At 63.4% G+C, this 15622-nt stretch carries 15 protein-coding genes; 10 read left to right on the top strand and 5 right to left on the bottom strand.

All coding sequences use genetic code 11. The features are described from left to right. Window positions 1-3 precede the first annotated feature (3 nt). On the top strand, window positions 4-927 hold the full coding sequence (gene bipL / locus H0I86_RS30015; RefSeq protein ID WP_180923191.1) for a phospholipase BipL: 924 nt from the start codon (window positions 4-6) through the stop codon (window positions 925-927). 96 nt (window positions 928-1023) lie between these two features. Here the strand turns inward: bipL and H0I86_RS30010 are convergent, their stop codons facing one another. Beyond that, the gene (locus H0I86_RS30010) at window positions 1024-1776 is read right to left on the bottom strand and encodes a DUF2059 domain-containing protein (RefSeq protein ID WP_180923190.1); all 753 of its coding nucleotides are present in this window, start codon (window positions 1774-1776) and stop codon (window positions 1024-1026) included. A gap of 171 nt (window positions 1777-1947) precedes the next feature. On the opposite strand from H0I86_RS30010, the gene H0I86_RS30005 reads away from it, so the two are divergent. Beyond that, window positions 1948-2580, top strand: coding sequence for a 2OG-Fe(II) oxygenase (locus H0I86_RS30005; RefSeq protein ID WP_009051368.1), 633 nt, complete (start codon window positions 1948-1950; stop codon window positions 2578-2580). 2 nt (window positions 2581-2582) lie between these two features. Continuing rightward, the gene (locus tag H0I86_RS30000) at window positions 2583-3065 is read left to right on the top strand and encodes a 2-thiouracil desulfurase family protein (RefSeq protein ID WP_180923189.1); all 483 of its coding nucleotides are present in this window, start codon (window positions 2583-2585) and stop codon (window positions 3063-3065) included. Between the two features lie 80 nt (window positions 3066-3145). Here the strand turns inward: H0I86_RS30000 and H0I86_RS29995 are convergent, their stop codons facing one another. Further along, window positions 3146-3919, bottom strand: coding sequence for a transporter substrate-binding domain-containing protein (locus H0I86_RS29995; protein WP_180923188.1), 774 nt, complete (start codon window positions 3917-3919; stop codon window positions 3146-3148). Window positions 3920-4052: 133 nt separating this feature from the next. On the opposite strand from H0I86_RS29995, the gene H0I86_RS29990 reads away from it, so the two are divergent. Beyond that, window positions 4053-4490 carry a DUF4399 domain-containing protein gene (locus H0I86_RS29990; protein WP_009051365.1) on the top strand — a complete coding sequence of 146 codons (438 nt, stop codon included), beginning with the start codon at window positions 4053-4055 and terminating at the stop codon, window positions 4488-4490. A 74-nt stretch (window positions 4491-4564) separates the two neighbouring features. On the opposite strand, the gene serA is transcribed toward H0I86_RS29990, so the two are convergent. Continuing rightward, the gene (gene serA, locus H0I86_RS29985; RefSeq protein ID WP_007932850.1) at window positions 4565-5794 is read right to left on the bottom strand and encodes a phosphoglycerate dehydrogenase; all 1230 of its coding nucleotides are present in this window, start codon (window positions 5792-5794) and stop codon (window positions 4565-4567) included. Window positions 5795-5998: 204 nt separating this feature from the next. Here serA and H0I86_RS29980 point away from each other — a divergent pair, with 204 nt between their 5' ends. The 4 genes from H0I86_RS29980 (at window position 5999) to H0I86_RS29965 (ending at window position 10260) form a co-directional block, all read left to right on the top strand. Then, window positions 5999-7393 (top strand): D-2-hydroxyglutarate dehydrogenase, encoded by a 1395-nt coding sequence (locus H0I86_RS29980; protein WP_180923187.1) that lies wholly within the window; start codon window positions 5999-6001, stop codon window positions 7391-7393. A 55-nt stretch (window positions 7394-7448) separates the two neighbouring features. Then, window positions 7449-8114 (top strand): fumarylacetoacetate hydrolase family protein, encoded by a 666-nt coding sequence (locus H0I86_RS29975; protein ID WP_028683527.1) that lies wholly within the window; start codon window positions 7449-7451, stop codon window positions 8112-8114. A gap of 188 nt (window positions 8115-8302) precedes the next feature. Further along, entirely contained in the window at window positions 8303-9232 is a 930-nt protein-coding gene (locus tag H0I86_RS29970) for an SdiA-regulated domain-containing protein (RefSeq protein WP_180923186.1), read from the top strand. Window positions 9233-9348: 116 nt separating this feature from the next. Then, entirely contained in the window at window positions 9349-10260 is a 912-nt protein-coding gene (locus tag H0I86_RS29965) for an SdiA-regulated domain-containing protein (protein WP_009051361.1), read from the top strand. A 172-nt stretch (window positions 10261-10432) separates the two neighbouring features. On the opposite strand, the gene H0I86_RS29960 is transcribed toward H0I86_RS29965, so the two are convergent. Together H0I86_RS29960 and rpiA are read right to left on the bottom strand one after the other, a co-directional pair. Beyond that, complete coding sequence (locus H0I86_RS29960) at window positions 10433-12385, bottom strand: autotransporter domain-containing protein (protein ID WP_180923185.1); 1953 nt, start codon at window positions 12383-12385, stop codon at window positions 10433-10435. Window positions 12386-12670: 285 nt separating this feature from the next. Continuing rightward, the gene (rpiA, locus tag H0I86_RS29955) at window positions 12671-13342 is read right to left on the bottom strand and encodes a ribose-5-phosphate isomerase RpiA (protein ID WP_180923184.1); all 672 of its coding nucleotides are present in this window, start codon (window positions 13340-13342) and stop codon (window positions 12671-12673) included. Window positions 13343-13604: 262 nt separating this feature from the next. Here rpiA and ilvA point away from each other — a divergent pair, with 262 nt between their 5' ends. Both ilvA and H0I86_RS29945 read left to right on the top strand, forming a co-directional pair. Next, window positions 13605-15119 (top strand): threonine ammonia-lyase, biosynthetic, encoded by a 1515-nt coding sequence (gene ilvA / locus H0I86_RS29950; RefSeq protein WP_180923183.1) that lies wholly within the window; start codon window positions 13605-13607, stop codon window positions 15117-15119. Window positions 15120-15165: 46 nt separating this feature from the next. After that, the gene (locus H0I86_RS29945; protein ID WP_124322732.1) at window positions 15166-15594 is read left to right on the top strand and encodes a DUF2269 family protein; all 429 of its coding nucleotides are present in this window, start codon (window positions 15166-15168) and stop codon (window positions 15592-15594) included. Window positions 15595-15622: the final 28 nt, after the last annotated feature.

Raw genomic sequence — 15622 nt, 5'->3', positions numbered from 1 at the left:
CTTATGCATGCGACCTTCGACCCCGACCTTCTGCGCGCCAGCCTGCGGCCCCTGGCCGAGGCGCAGCCGCTCTCGGCCCAGGCGCAGGCCTATCAGCGCTTCTACGGGCTGGATCTGCCGGTCAAGCGTGGGCTGGGGCGTTTTTCGGTCGGCGGTTTTGAGGTGGTCGGCCAGGTCTGGTGGCCCGAACAGCCGGTGGCGACCTTGTTTCTGCTGCACGGTTTTTACGATCACATGGGCTTGTACCGGCATGTGATCGAATGGGCGCTGGAGCGGCAGTGGGTAGTGATTGCCTGCGACTTGCCGGGCCACGGCCTGTCCAGCGGCGAGCGCGCCAGCATCGATGATTTCGCGGTGTACCAGGCAGTGCTGCAAGGCTTGTTCGACGAAGCCCGGTCCCTCGATCTGCCCCAGCCCTGGCACCTGTGCGGGCAAAGCACGGGCGGCGCGATCGTGATCGACCATCTGCTCAATCAGGGCGCCCAGAGCCCGGCCCAGGGCCAGGTGATCCTGCTGTCGCCGCTGGTACGCCCGCGTGCCTGGGGCTGGTCGAAGCTCAGCTATTACATGCTCAGGCCTTTCGTCAAAGGCATCGCCCGGCGCTTCAGCGAGAACTCCACCGATCCCGATTTTCTGCCGTTCCTGCAGCGCGACCCGTTGCAGCCCTTGCGCCTGCCGACCGCCTGGGTCGGAGCGTTGGCGCAGTGGATCAAGCGCATCGAGCTGGCTCCGCGCAGCAGCCGGCAGCCCTTGATCGTTCAGGGGCAGGCGGACATGACGGTGGATTGGCAGCACAACCTGCAGGTGATCCGGCAGAAGTTCCAGCAGCCCCAGGTGCTGATGCTGCCCGAGGCGCGGCATCACCTGGCGAACGAGGCGGCGCGCATTCGCCAGGAATACTTCGCTTTCCTCAACCAGCATCTTTGAAGGTATTCACGCGCCTGTAGCCGCTGCCGAAGGCTGCGACAGGTCCCGCGACCGTACCGGTCGATTGCAGCCTGCGGCAGCGGCTACAAGAGGCGCTTAGGGCGCGAGGCTGGAAGTACTCTGGCCGACGGCCAGCCCGGCGCGGATCGCGGCCAGGGCGGCCTGGTAGTAGGCCTTGCCTTCGGCGGACTCGGCGAAGTTGGCGAACTCTTCCAGCTCGGGGTCGGACAGGTCGCGATAGACGTACAGCAGGGTGTTGTTCAGGTCGTTGCCGATCTGCGCCATCAGCCGCTGGCGCTGGCCGTTGAGCATGTTCTGCGCCTGGCCGGCCCCCAGCAGGCCGGGAATCATCTGGCTCAGGCTGTCAGCGGCCACGCCGGCGATCGCCAGGCTGACTTCCGCGCCGGCTTCACGGGCCGGCAACGCCCGGGCCAGGTGGCCGATGATCAATTGCCGGGTATCGCTGGCCTGCATCTTCGGCAGGCCCTGGGCATTTTTCGCCAACTGGTCGCGGCGGGTCGCCAGCAGTTCGGCGGCGACGATCTTGCGCCCCAGCGGCGACTGGAAAAACGCCAGGGCCGGTTTCGGGTCGGCGAGGTTCTGCCGCAGTTGCGCCTGGGCACGACGGTCCATGGCCTGCGGGGCGAAGCGCTGGTTGCTGTTATTGACCAGCGCCTGATAGACCGCCGGCGGCAGGCTATTCTGGTAACGCTGCTGGGCGGCGGTGAGGGCATCGTTGAAATGCGCACGTTGTTCCGGCCAGCCGGCGACCTTGTACAACTGGTCGTGGCCGTCTGCCCAGGCGGGCAACACACAGAACATCAACAGTGAAAAAAGCAAACGGCGCATAAGGACTCCTGTCGGCAGCCCACTATTCTCCGGGGCAAGGCGATGGTTGTCGAGAATTCGTATCAGGTTCAGTACGCAAACTGTCCGATCGAACGACGAACAGAGACAGCGCCAGGCTGCTTGGTCAGAATTATCTAGAGGATCTGTCGGATTCATCTGGGTGTGGATACTATGCGCGCCATGCAAATACCCTCTGATCACCCGCTGCTGTTACGCATTGTCGATGACCTGGCCACCCGTGGCTGGTCGCAGCAGAACATCTTCCTGCCAGAAGCCCTGACCCTGGAGCTGGCGGCCGAGTGCCGCAAGCGCGCGGCCGAAGGCGAGCTGGCGCCGGCGGCGGTCGGCCGTGGCCCGGCGCAGGAGATTCGCGAAGGGATCCGCGGCGATCACATCCAGTGGCTCGAGCCCGGCCAGGCCGACTGCTGCGATACCTACCTGGGGTTGATGGACAGCCTGCGCGAGGCGCTGAACCGTGGGTTGTTCCTCGGCCTGGAAGACTTCGAAAGCCATTTCGCGCTGTACCCGCCAGGGGCGTTCTACCTCAAGCACGTCGACCGTTTCCGCGACGATGACCGGCGCATGGTGTCGGCGGTGATCTACCTCAACCAGGACTGGCTGCCGGAGCAGGGTGGGCAACTGCGCATGTACTTCGATGGCGAGAGCGAATACGACGTGGATCCCGCTGGCGGCCGGCTGGTGGTGTTCCTTTCCGGCGAGGTGCCCCATGAAGTCCTGCCCGCGACCCGGGAGCGCCTGTCCCTGACGGGCTGGTTCCGCCGGCGCGGCAACGAGCCGTTCTGATCATGCACAAGATCCTGGTCAGTCGCTGCCTGCTGGGCCACCGCGTGCGTTACGACGGTGGCGCCAGCGGGCCGTTCGATCAACTGGCGAGCTGGCAGGCCGAAGGCTGGGTGGTCGCGTTGTGCCCGGAAGTCGCCGGCGGTCTGCCGACGCCACGGGCGGCCGCAGAAATACCCGGCGGTCAGGGCGGCGAAGTGCTCGATGGCCTGGCGCAGGTCATCACCACCGAGGGCGAAGATGTCAGCGCCGAGTTCCTCAGCGGTGCCCGGCAGGCGCTGGAACTGGTGCGCGAACACGGGATTCGCATCGCCGTGCTCAAGGCCAACAGCCCGTCCTGCGGCAACCTGCTGACCTACGACGGCTGCTTCAGTGGGGTCAAGGTCAGTGGCGAGGGCGTCACCGCCGCCTTGCTCAAGCGGGCCGGGGTGCAAGTCTTCAGCGAGCTGGAACTGGCCGAGGCCGCCGCGGCCCTGGCGGCGCTCTAACCCTCCTGTAGCCGCTGCCGCAGGCTGCGAAAGGTCCGCAGGGCCAGCGATATCACGTGCCTTCGGCAGCGACTACGGCATCAAGGCTTGGGCGGCTTGCTCGCATCCATGCCGAACCATTTTTCCGACAACGCCATCAGCCGGCCATCGGCCTTGATGCGCTGCAGCGCGCCGTCGAGGCTCGCCTGGAACGCCGGATTACCTTTCTGGAACGGGATCGCCAGGCTCAGGGTCGGCCCGACCTTGGCGCCTTCCTTCACCGGCAGGCGGCTGTCGCGAATGGCATAGGGGATCAGCAGGCGGTCGCTGATGGCGGCGTCGAGCTGCTTGTCCGCCACATCCTTGATGGGTTGCTGGGCGTTCGGGTAGCTGCGCAGGTCGATGCCTTCCACGGTGCGCGCCTGCTCGACGAACTGGCTGCCCTGGGCCACGCCCAGTGCCTGGCCCTGGAGCGCCTGCAGGCTGCCCAGCGCGCGCTCTTCTTCCTTGCGTACGATCAATTGTGCGCTGGAATAACTGTAAGGCTCGCTGAAGTCGAAACGATCCTTGAGTTCCGCAGTCATTGCTATGTGATTGATGGCGACGTCGTAGCGGCCGCTTTCGACGCCTGGCAGCAGGTCGGCGGCGTCGGCGACCACGAAGTCCGCCCGCACATCCAGTTCGCGGGCAAGCAGTTGGCCCAGCTCGACCTCGAAGCCGGTGAGCTTGCCGTCGTCCTTGAAGTTGAAGGGCGGGGTGTTGGCCTCCAGCGCGATGCGCAGTTCCCCGCGGTCATTCACATCGTCGATCAGTTCGGCTTGAGCGTAAGTGCTCACAAGAGGTAGCAAAAGTATCAGGCCAGGCAGGAAACGCATGGTCACTCCTTGAATTTATATGTGCGATGCGCTGTTCAGGCTCGCTTTGCTATGGTGTTGATTGCCCTTCGACAACGATATGCCACGAAGTTGTCATAACCGTACCGATTTTGCGGAAAAACTGGAGAATAGAATGAAAACCTTTATATCTCGTGCTGCATTGGCCGGCCTGATGCTGGGGGCTTCGATGCTGGCTTCTGCGGCGGATATTCCTCGCACCAAGGCGCCGGAAGGCGCTTCTGTCTTTATCGTCACCCCGGTCAATGGCGATACCGTGGCCAAGACCTTCAAGGTCAAGTTCGGCGTCAGCGACATCTCCCTGGCGCCCGCCGGCGACCAGACTCCGCACACCGGGCACCACCACCTGCTGGTCGACGTCGACAAGCTGCCGGCCGAAAACATGCCGATTCCGGCCGACGCCCAGCACATCCACTTCGGCAAGGCCCAGACCGAAACCGAACTGACCCTGGCCCCGGGCAAGCACACCCTGCAGCTGGAGCTGGGCGACAAGAACCACGTGCCGTTCGACCCGCCAATCGTTTCGGAAAAGATCACCATCACCGTCAAGTAAGTGCGGGCGGTAAAAACTGCCTGTAAATAAAAAGGGAGGCCCCAGGGCCTCCCTTTTTTATTGCCAGCGAGTGCTTAGAACAGCACGCGGCTGCGGATGGTGCCGTTGACGTGTTGCAGTTTCTCTTGCGCCAACTCCGAGTACTCGGCGTCGACGTCGATCACCACGTAGCCCACTTTCTCGTTGGTCTGCAGGAACTGACCGGAGATGTTGATGCCGTTTTCGGCGAAGACCTTGTTGATCTCGCTCATCACACCCGGGATGTTCTCGTGGATGTGCAGCAGGCGGTGCTTGCCAGGGTGAGCCGGCAGGGCCACTTCCGGGAAGTTCACGGACGATACCGAAGTACCGTTGTCGCTGTACTTGACCAGCTTCTCGGCCACTTCCAGGCCGATGTTGGCCTGGGCTTCGGCGGTCGAACCACCGATGTGCGGGGTCAGGATCACGTTGTCCAGGCCACGCAGCGGGCTTTCGAACTCTTCGTCGTTGGAGCGTGGCTCCACCGGGAACACGTCGATGGCGGCGCCGATCAGGTGCTTGTCCTTGATCGCCGCGGCCAGGTGGTCCAGCTCGACCACGGTGCCGCGCGCGGCGTTGATCAGGATGCCGCCTTTCTTGATGGCGCGGATTTCCTTCTCGCCGATCATCCACTGGGTCGCAGCGGTTTCCGGAACGTGCAGGGTGACGATGTCGGACATGCCCAGCAGCTCGTGCAGGTTGCCGACCTGGGTGGCGTTACCCAGCGGCAGCTTGGTCACGGTGTCGTAGAAGAACACCTGCATGCCCAGACCCTCGGCCAGGACCGACAGTTGGGTGCCGATCGAGCCATAGCCGACGATGCCCAGCTTCTTGCCACGGATCTCGAAGGAGTTGGCCGCGCTCTTGATCCAGCCGCCACGGTGGCAGGAGGCGTTCTTCTCTGGGATACCGCGCAGCAGCAGGATCGCTTCGGCCAGCACCAGTTCGGCTACGGAACGGGTGTTGGAGTACGGTGCGTTGAACACCGCGATGCCGCGCTCGCGAGCCGCGTCGAGGTCAACCTGGTTGGTGCCGATGCAGAAGCAGCCAACAGCGACGAGCTTCTTCGCGTGATCGAAGATTTCTTCAGTCAGTTGGGTGCGGGAGCGAATGCCGATGAAGTGCGCATCGGCGATCTTTTCCTTCAACTGGGCTTCCGGCAGAGAACCGGTGAGGTACTCGATACTGGTGTAGCCCGCGGCCTTGAGGACGTCGACAGCCGATTGGTGGACGCCTTCGAGAAGAAGGAACTTGATCTTGCTCTTATCGAGAGAAGTCTTGCTCATCTGCGTAAACCTGTGTCCCGGAGAAAAATGGCAGGAAATGGTCAACAGATGCTGACCCGGACGGCAGGAAAGCCGTCGCCGCAGAACGCCCTTCGGCACTATTCTGCGGGGGGTCGTATGCTAGCATACGGACCCCGCGAAACACTCGTTCCTGCGACGTGAAGCGTTCTCAGGATGACCATGAATTGTTCGAGAGTTCTGTCGATGACCAATCCTGCGCTGATTGATGAGCTGAAGACCCTGGTCGAGGCTGGCAAGGTCCTGACCGACGCCAGCTCCCTGGATGCTTACGGCAAGGATTGGACCAAGCACTTCGCCCCGGCGCCGAGCGCCATCGTCTTTCCCAAGACCATCGAGCAGGTCCAGGCCATCGTGCGCTGGGCCAACCGGCACAAGGTCGCGCTGGTGCCCTCCGGCGGCCGTACCGGCCTGTCGGCCGCCGCGGTGGCGGCCAACGGTGAAGTGGTGGTGTCTTTCGACTACATGAACCAGATCCTCGACCTGAACCTGACTGACCGCACCGCGGTCTGCCAGCCGGGCGTGGTGACCGCGCAGTTGCAGAACCTCGCCGAAGAAAACGGCCTGTATTACCCGGTGGACTTCGCTTCCGCCGGTTCCAGCCAGATTGGCGGCAATATCGCCACCAATGCCGGCGGGATCAAAGTGATTCGCTACGGCATGACCCGCAACTGGGTGGCTGGCCTGAAAGTGGTCACCGGCAAGGGCGACCTGCTGGAGCTGAACAAGGACCTGGTCAAGAACGCCACCGGCTATGACCTGCGCCAGCTGTTCATCGGCGCCGAGGGCACCCTGGGTTTCGTGGTCGAGGCCACCATGCGCCTGGAGCGTGCACCGAACAACCTCACGGCGATGGTGCTCGGGACTCCGGATTTCGATTCGATCATGCCAGTGCTGCATGCCTTCCAAGGCAAGCTCGACCTGACCGCCTTCGAATTCTTCTCCGACAAGGCCCTGGCCAAGATCCTCGGCCGCGGTGACGTACCGGCGCCGTTCGAGACCGATTGCCCGTTCTATGTGCTGCTGGAGTTCGAAGCCAGCAACGAGGACGTGGCCAACGACGCCCTGGCCACCTTCGAGCACTGCGTGGAGCAGGGCTGGGTGCTGGACGGCGTGATGAGCCAGAGCGAGCAGCAACTGCAGAACCTGTGGAAATTGCGCGAGTACATCTCCGAAACCATCTCGCACTGGACCCCGTACAAGAACGACATTTCGGTCACCGTGTCGAAGGTACCGGCTTTCCTTAAGGATATTGACGCGATCGTCGCGGAAAACTACCCGGATTTCGAAGTGGTCTGGTATGGCCACATCGGCGACGGCAACCTGCACCTGAACATCCTCAAGCCGGACGAGCTGAGCAAGGACGAGTTCTTCGCCAAGTGCGCCACCGTCAACAAGTGGGTGTTCGAAACCGTCGAGAAGTACAACGGCTCGATTTCCGCCGAGCACGGCGTGGGCATGACCAAGCGCGATTACCTGACCTACAGCCGTTCGCCGGTGGAAATCGACTACATGAAGGCGGTCAAGGCGGTGTTCGACCCGAACGGCATCATGAACCCGGGCAAGATTTTCGCTGTTTGACCCCAGGGTCATTCAAGCAGCGGTACCTGATGAACCAAACGAGCAGGAGTCGGTAATGAGCTATCAGCACCAGTATGTCGACGGTACCCGTATTCATTTCCCGGTCGGCAAGATCGTGTGCATCGGGCGCAACTATGCCGAGCACGCCAAGGAACTGGACAATCCGGTGCCGACCGAGCCTCTGCTGTTTATCAAGCCGGGCAGTTGCGTGGTGCCTCTGGAAGGCGGTTTTGCCATCCCCACCGAGCGTGGCTCCGTGCATTACGAGGCGGAAATCGCGGTATTGATCGGCAAGCCGCTGTCGACCAAGCCCAGCCGCGAGGAAGTGCTGGACGCCATCTCCGGTTTCGCCCCGGCCCTGGACCTGACCCTGCGCGACAAGCAGGCCGAGCTCAAGGCCAAGGGGCTGCCCTGGGAAATCTCCAAGTGCTTCGACGGCGCCTGCGTGCTGGCGCCATTCGTGGTCGGCAGCACCTTCCCGGACCTGACCGACATCAATATTCGCCTGACCATCAACGGCGAGGTCCGCCAGGACGGCAACAGCAGCATCATGCTCAACCCGATCGTACCGATGATCCAGTACATGGCCGGCTGCTTCTCCCTGCAGGCGGGCGACGTGATCCTGACCGGCACGCCGGTGGGCGTCGGCCCGCTGAACGTCGGTGATGAGCTGGTGCTGGAGTTGCCGGGCGTCAGCCGCTTCGAAAGTCGCGTCAGCTGATCCAGCGGTTTTCGACGCGAGGCTCGCCTGCAATGGGCGGGCCTCTTCAGCGAAAGTACTGACATCTGGGGCGTTTCAGACCCTTTGCCGTTTTTTTCACATCCGTTCTGGATAATTTTCCGATTACAGACGTCTGAGTCTGCCCCGATGTGCTATTACCCATAGCTGGTTTTCTGGAACGCGTTCCCATGTCCGTGCCTCACACCCCTGAGCTTCAAACTGTTCGCCGTCGTGGTTTGTTCGCCATGCGCTGGTATTCCTGGCTGCTGCTGGCGGGCGTGGTGATGTATGGCATTGCGATTGCTATGCATTGGGACGACCGTGGCCTGCTCTGGGTGCTGGAGCGTTTCGAAACCCCGGCCGAGCGCCAGGAAAGTGTCTGGCTGCCGGATTACCGCGCGGTGATCGACGCCAAGGTGCTGCCGGGCATGGAGAAGGACGAGGCCTCCGACCTGGCCTACAACCCGCAGACCAAGACCCTGTTTTCGGTGATGGGCAAGAACCCGTTCCTGGTCGAGCTGAACCTGCAGGGCGATGTGCTGCGCAAGATGCCGCTGGTGGGTTGGAGCAACCCGGAGGGGGTGACGGTCATGGAGAACGGCCTGCTGGGGATCGTCGACGAGCGCGATCACCTGCTGACCATCGTCAAGGTGGATGCCAATACCCGCGAGCTGAACATTTCCGATTTCCCGAAATACGATCTTGGGCCTTCTCAGGACCAGAACAAGGCGTTCGAAGCCGTGGCCTGGGATTCGCGCAAGCAGCAGTTGCTGCTGGGCGAGGAGCGTCCGCCGGCGCTGTTCACCTGGAACAGCGACGGCAGCCAGACTCTCAAGGGCGACAAGCAGAAGCTGGAAAGCGATGAGCTGGACCTGCGCAACCTGTCCGCCCTGAGCATCGACCCACGCACCGGGCACACCCTGGTGCTGTCTGCCGATTCGCACATGTTGCTGGAGCTGGACGAAACCGGTGAGCAGGTCAGCTTCATGACCTTGCTGGGCGGTTTCAACGGCCTGAAAGACACCATTCCGCGGGCCGAGGGCGTGGCTATGGATGAGCAGGGCAACCTGTACATGGTCAGCGAACCCAACCTGTTCTATCGCTTTGAGAAGCGCTGATTCAGCAGTTTCTGGCGGCAAAAGGCCATAAATCTGGCATACGCCCGCTGCGATTAAGTTTAAATTCATCCGGCTGTGATATTTCATCCGCCTGATTTGTATTTGAGCTTGCCAGCATGCGTCGACTCGCCTATCCCAAACCGCTGTTCCTCCTCCTGTGTTTTATCGTGCTGGTGCTGCTGGGCATTGCCGGGCAGCACCACCGTTACTTCGAGCGCCTGTGGTTCAACTGGCGGGTCATGTCGCAGCCGGTCAACACCGATGCCATTGGCCTGGATGGCTATCGGGTGAGTCTCGAAGCACAAAAGATCGAAGGCCTGGATGACGTCTCGGCGCTGACCTACGACCCGGTGCGCAAAAGCCTGTTCACCGTGACCAACAAGAATGCCGAGCTGATCGAGCTGTCACTCGACGGGCGCATCCTGCGGCGCATCGCCCTGACCGGTTTTGGCGATCCGGAAGCGGTCGAGTTCATCAGCGCCGACACCTACGTGATCACCGACGAGCGCCAGCAGCGGCTGATCAAGATTCATCTGGAGGAGGACACAGTGTTCCTCGACGCGGCGGACGCCGAGCAGATGACCCTGGGTGTGCACATGAGCGGCAACAAGGGTTTCGAGGGCCTGGCCTACGACTCGGTGGGCAAGCGCCTGTTCGTCGCCAAGGAGCGCGACCCGATGCTGATCTACGAGGTCAAGGGCTTCCCGCATTACGACCCCGAGAAGTCCTACGCGGTGCATGTGGTCAACAACCCCAAGCGCGATGCCGGGCTGTTCGTGCGTGACCTGTCCAGCCTGCAATACGACGAGCGCACCGGGCATCTGCTGGCGCTGTCGGATGAGTCGTGGCTGGTGCTGGAGCTGGACGTGGATGGTCGCCCCCTGAGCACCATGTCGCTGCGCAAGGGCCGGCAAGGGTTGCAGGCCACGGTGCCGCAGGCCGAAGGCATCGCCATGGACGACGACGGCACCCTGTACCTGGTCAGCGAGCCGAACCTGTTCTACGTCTTCAAGAAGCCGACCCCGTAACCCTGTAGCCGCTGCCGAGCCCGCGAGGCTGCGCCCGGGCGCGCAGCGGCCGTAAACCAGGCAACCCCATCCTCCCAGACAGTCCGCATGCACCGGATCAGCGAGGACTGCGTCCTCGGACGCAGCCTCGTGGACTCGGCAGCGGCTACAAGGATCGGCTACAGGCTACCGCTTAAAACTGCCATTGCACGCCGAGGGAATAGCCGGTCTGGCTGCCTTCGGCGTGACCGATCCGGCCGTTGACCTCGGCGTACAGCCCCAGCTGCGGCGTGATCGCCAACTGGCTGCCGAGCTGGGCGCGGCCGAAGCTCTTGTCCACACCGCCCAGGCGAGCCACGCGCACTTGACCATCGGCGCGGCTGGTCAGGTCCAGGTCGTCCAGGCGGCCATCTCCCAGCTCCTTGACCCAGGCCAGGTCGCCATAAGGCAGCAGGCTCATGCCGTAAGGCAGGGCGACGGCGCCGCGAACGCGCCAGCCGAGGCTGGCTTCCAGCGAATCGAATGACTGCTCCTCGTAACTCAGTGCCGTGCGCAGGTTCTGTTTCTCGTGGAAGCGGTCGATGCGGTAGTGGGTGTAATCGAGGCCGGCGAAGGGGCCGCTCTTGATCGCACCGAAATCCAGGTCGTAACCACCAAGCACGCGGGCGCCCAGGGTCAGGGCGTCGGTATCGCCCGTCAGCTTCTGGTTCAGCAGCACCGGGCCGCCGTTGGCCTGGATCACCAGGTTGCGCTTGGATTCGAAGCGGGTGCGGCCGACGCTCAGGTCGCCGGCCAGCCATTGCGGGCCGCCGTCATTGAGCAAGGCGTAGACCGCCGTCTGCCAGGTGTCGCTGTCGAGCTTGCCGCGATGCTCGAGCTTGTCGCGACCGTTCTGGTAACTGAGGCTGGCGCCGACGTTCAGGCTCGAATTGAGCTGGTAGTCGCCCAGGGCATGCACCCCCAGCCGGCGCGCCTCGGGATTCGGCGCGCTGTCGAAACCGCTGTCGGGGCTGTACTCGCCGTCGATGCCGATCTCGCCATCGAAACTGCCGATTTCCCGACCCATCGCCTGCAAGGTCAGCCAGCGCCGGTCGTGCAGCCGGACCATGGCCTGATGCTGGCGTTGCAGATGATCCTGCTGGTTGCGCGCCACGGCGCCGCCGGAAGCGGTGGAGGCCAGCAGGTCGGCATTGGTCAGCTCCAGGACCAGGCGGCTGAGCAGGCGCGAGTAATCGCGCAGGCGCTGGTCGATGCGCTCCTGGCCGAAGGCGTTGGTCAGTACCGCCTTATTGTCCTCGGCGGGATCGTGCCAGGTGGAGCCTCCGGGGATGGCCGGGTTGGTGGTCTGGGTATAGCCGTCCAGGTCACCGATTTCCCAGTTGGTGGCCTCGATATAGAGAATCGGGATGTTCAGCCCTTCGAAGGCCTCGCCGTCGCTGCAGCAGCCAGTGCCCGCGGGGTATGCCGGGTCGAGGCCGGGGTTGGTGAACAGATTGATCTGCAGCTCCCTGGCGATCTGCAGGGTGTGCTCGCGCAACGAGGCCAGGGCCGGGTTGGCGGTGCTGTTCTGGCCGGCGTGGGCATACATCATGTCGCCGGTGATCAGGCTGTCGAGGTTGATCATGGCCAGCATGTTGGCGCGCTGGCTGGCGCTGAGGGAGTCGACGAACGCCCTGGAGCCGCGCAGGCCTTCTTCCTCGGCGCCGAAGCCGACCACCTGCAAGCCGTTTTCCAGTTGCAGCCCGCCGAGGTTGCGGGCGATCTCGGTCAGGACGCTGGCGCCGGAGCCGTTGTCGTCCAGGCCTTGCAGGGTCGGACGGCCGAAATAGGTATCGAAGTGCGCGCCGACCACCACGTATTGCGGCTTGGTGCCGGCGGCGTAGGCCACCACGTTTTGCGAGCTGCGACGGCTGCCACCGGCGGTCCAGGAGAAGTCCTGGCGGCTGATGTCGTAGGCGCTGCCCATCTGGCTCTGCATCCAGTCGGCGGCACCGGCGAAGTTGGCGGTGCCGCGGTAGCGGCCCGGGTAGTCGTTGATCAGTTTGTCGAGGGTGGTGGCCGCGTGTTCGCCATATTCATAGGCAAGGGCCTGGGTGGACAGCAGGACGCTGGCAAGACTGACAGCAAGCGTGAGGGGTTTGAGCACGGTGATCTTCCTTGAGGGTGAAAAACGGGGGCCGTTGCACAATGCGCGCCTCTTTCCCTGGGCGAGCCTGTATTGGCGCATTGCTTAAACCGAACGTCGCCTGGCGGTAATTTGTAACGGATTTGATACTGGAAGTCGTGGACCGCACTGAGACCTGGTGCGCGAATCTGGATATTTCTGCGGCTAAATGCGGCGAAAAGTAGCGGTATGGAGGAAATTGGGGCGGGAGGGGGCGGATCGAGGGCATTCGCCCCCGCCATTACGGCAGGGGCGAAGTCGGCGGCATCAGGCGGTGAGGGTCTTCACGCCTTCGCGGGTGCCCAGCAGCAGTACGTCGGCCGGGCGGGCGGCGAACAGGCCGTTGGTGACCACGCCGACAATCGCGTTGATCTGCGCTTCCAGTTCCACCGGATTAGTGATCTGCATGTTGTGCACATCGAGGATGATGTTGCCGTTGTCGGTGATCACGCCTTCCCGGTAGACCGGGTCGCCACCGAGCTTCACCAGCTCGCGGGCCACATGGCTGCGGGCCATCGGAATCACTTCCACCGGCAGCGGGAAGGCGCCCAGCACCGGCACCAGCTTGCTGGCGTCGGCGATGCAGATGAAGGTCTTGGCCACGGCCGCGACGATCTTCTCGCGGGTCAGGGCCGCGCCGCCGCCCTTGATCAGGTTCAGGTGCTCGTCGCTTTCGTCGGCGCCGTCGATGTAGAACTCCAGGTCGCTGACGGTGTTCAGTTCGTACACCGGGATGCCGTGGCCCTTGAGGCGCGCCGCGGTGGCTTCGGAGCTGGCGACCGCGCCGTCGAAGGCAGACTTGTGCTGGGCCAGGGCGTCGATGAAGCAGTTGGCGGTGGAGCCGGTGCCGACCCCGACGATGCTCTTGTCATCGAGTTTCGGGAGGATGAGGTCGACGGCGGCCTGGGCCACGGCCTGTTTGAGTTGATCCTGGGTCATGCGGGCTCCGGAAGCGGGCAAGGGGGAACGGAAAGGCCGGCATTATAGGCCGGTGTCCTGAGCAGGTCATTGCCCGTTTGGCGAACCGCTTTGGTAGCCGCTGCCGAAGGCTGCGATCGGCCGTCAGGTCGTGACGGACGAGAGTGCGCAGCCTTCAACAGTGGTTACAGAGATCCTGAAACCTCAGGATTCGTGTGGTCGCCCGGGCAAACGCTGGGTTAGACTCGCTGGCCCTGCCCAACCCGCTCAGTGATGCTTTCCGATGCTCGAACAGTACGTCAAAAAGATCCTCACCTCGCGCGTTTACGACGTTGCCGTAGAAACCCCGTTGCAGACTGCCCGCCAGCTCTCCGAGCGGCTGGGCAATCAGATCTGGCTCAAGCGCGAAGACTTGCAGCCGGTGTTCTCGTTCAAGATTCGCGGCGCCTACAACAAGCTGACCCAACTCAGCGATGCGGAACGCGCCCGTGGCGTGGTCACCGCCTCGGCTGGCAACCATGCCCAGGGCCTGGCCCTGGCGGCCAAGGTGCTGGGGGTGAAGGCGACCATCGTGATGCCCAAGACCACCCCGGAGATCAAGGTCGAAGGCGTGCGCTCGCGCGGCGGCAAAGTGGTGCTGCATGGCGATTCCTTTCCCGAAGCCCTGGCCTACTCGCTGAAGCTGGTGGACGAAAAGGGCTACGTCTATATCCACCCGTACGACGATCCGCACACCATCGCCGGGCAGGGCACCGTGGCGATGGAAATCCTGCGCCAGCATCCGGGGCGCCTGGACGCGATCTTCGTGCCGGTCGGCGGTGGCGGCCTGATCGCCGGGATTGCGGCCTACGTCAAATACCTGCGTCCGGAAATCAAGATCATCGGCGTCGAGCCGGACGACTCCAACTGCCTGCAAGCGGCGATGGCCGCCGGCGAGCGCGTGGTGCTGCCGACCGTGGGCATCTTCGCCGACGGCGTCGCGGTGGCGCAGATCGGCCAGCACACCTTCGATATCTGCAAGGACTACGTGGATGAAGTGATCACCGTCAGCACCGACGAGATCTGCGCGGCGATCAAGGACATCTACGACGACACCCGCTCCATCACCGAACCGGCTGGCGCCCTGGGCGTGGCCGGGATCAAGAAATATGTCGAGCAGCGTGGCGTCAGTGGGCAGACCCTGGTGGCCATCGACTCCGGCGCCAACATCAACTTCGACCGCCTGCGCCATGTCGCCGAGCGCGCCGAACTGGGCGAGGGCCGCGAAGCCATCATCGCCGTGACCATTCCCGAGCAGCCGGGCAGCTTCAAGGCCTTCTGCGAAGCCATCGGCAAGCGCCAGATCACCGAATTCAACTACCGCTACAACACCGGCAGCGAAGCGCACATCTTCGTTGGCGTGCAGACCCACCCGGAAAACGATCCGCGCAGCGCGCTGATCGCCAGCCTGTCCGAACAGGGTTTCCCGGTGACTGACCTGACCGACAACGAACTGGCCAAGTTGCATATCCGTCATATGGTCGGCGGGCATGCGGCGCGGGTCAGCGACGAAGTGGTGTTCCGCTTCGAGTTCCCGGAGCGCCCGGGCGCGCTGTTCAACTTCCTCAACAAGCTCGGCGGGCGCTGGAACATCTCGATGTTCCACTACCGCAACCATGGCGCGGCCGATGGCCGGGTGGTCGCCGGCCTGCAAGTGCCGGCGAACGAACGTCACCTGGTGCCGGCGGCGCTGGCGCAGATCGGGTACCCGTACTGGGACGAGAGTGATAACCCGGCGTATCAGCTGTTCCTCGGCTGAACGGCTACGCTGGTGGGCAAGGCCAAGGCCTCAAGGAGTCGATTACATGGAAACGCTGACCGTCCTCAAAACCGTCCATATCCTGGCCACCGTGTTGCTGCTGGGCAGCGCGCTGGGGCTGGCGATCTGGGTCTGGCGCGCTCGTAGCAAGGGTGACGCGAGTATCTACAGCCGGCTGTTGCGCCGGCCGCTGGTGTTCGTCTGGCTGTTGCTGGTGATCTGCCTGGCCAGCCTGCCGTTCAGCGGCTGGTGGCTGGTGCATCTGCTGGGCTGGTCGCTGGGGCAGACCTGGATCCTGGCCTCCAGCCTGATCTACACCCTGGGTGCCTTGAGCTGTTTCTGGCTGCTGGCGCGGCTCAATCGGCTGCGGATCGCTTCGGGCGTGGGGAGTCCGAAGTTCACCCTGGCGCTGGCGGTGTTCAGCTTCGTGTGCTTCTTCGCCATCGCTGGGTTGATGGGCGCCAAGCCTGTTTGACGGCCTGATCGCGAGCTCGCTCCTATAG

Origin of the sequence: Pseudomonas chlororaphis subsp. aurantiaca (genome assembly GCF_013466605.1) — a bacterium.
In the GTDB taxonomy this organism is placed as follows: Bacteria; Pseudomonadota; Gammaproteobacteria; order Pseudomonadales; family Pseudomonadaceae; genus Aquipseudomonas; species Aquipseudomonas chlororaphis_I.
Note: the sequence above shows the minus strand (reverse complement) of the source record. Positions and strands in the feature narration are given on the sequence as shown.

Bases quoted from the DNA above. Each gene is read 5' to 3' on its own strand.
- H0I86_RS29980 (WP_180923187.1), top strand. From the start codon at position 5,999: ATGACCAATCCTGCGCTGATTGATGAGCTGAAGACCCTGGTCGAGGCT.
- H0I86_RS29975 (WP_028683527.1), top strand. From the start codon at position 7,449: ATGAGCTATCAGCACCAGTATGTCGACGGTACCCGTATTCATTTCCCG.
- H0I86_RS29970 (WP_180923186.1), top strand. From the start codon at position 8,303: ATGTCCGTGCCTCACACCCCTGAGCTTCAAACTGTTCGCCGTCGTGGT.
- serA (WP_007932850.1), bottom strand. From the start codon at position 5,794: ATGAGCAAGACTTCTCTCGATAAGAGCAAGATCAAGTTCCTTCTTCTC.
- H0I86_RS29945 (WP_124322732.1), top strand. From the start codon at position 15,166: ATGGAAACGCTGACCGTCCTCAAAACCGTCCATATCCTGGCCACCGTG.
- bipL (WP_180923191.1), top strand. From the start codon at position 4: ATGCATGCGACCTTCGACCCCGACCTTCTGCGCGCCAGCCTGCGGCCC.
- H0I86_RS30000 (WP_180923189.1), top strand. From the start codon at position 2,583: ATGCACAAGATCCTGGTCAGTCGCTGCCTGCTGGGCCACCGCGTGCGT.
- H0I86_RS30005 (WP_009051368.1), top strand. From the start codon at position 1,948: ATGCGCGCCATGCAAATACCCTCTGATCACCCGCTGCTGTTACGCATT.
- rpiA (WP_180923184.1), bottom strand. From the start codon at position 13,342: ATGACCCAGGATCAACTCAAACAGGCCGTGGCCCAGGCCGCCGTCGAC.
- H0I86_RS29965 (WP_009051361.1), top strand. From the start codon at position 9,349: ATGCGTCGACTCGCCTATCCCAAACCGCTGTTCCTCCTCCTGTGTTTT.
- ilvA (WP_180923183.1), top strand. From the start codon at position 13,605: ATGCTCGAACAGTACGTCAAAAAGATCCTCACCTCGCGCGTTTACGAC.
- H0I86_RS30010 (WP_180923190.1), bottom strand. From the start codon at position 1,776: ATGCGCCGTTTGCTTTTTTCACTGTTGATGTTCTGTGTGTTGCCCGCC.
- H0I86_RS29990 (WP_009051365.1), top strand. From the start codon at position 4,053: ATGAAAACCTTTATATCTCGTGCTGCATTGGCCGGCCTGATGCTGGGG.
- H0I86_RS29995 (WP_180923188.1), bottom strand. From the start codon at position 3,919: ATGCGTTTCCTGCCTGGCCTGATACTTTTGCTACCTCTTGTGAGCACT.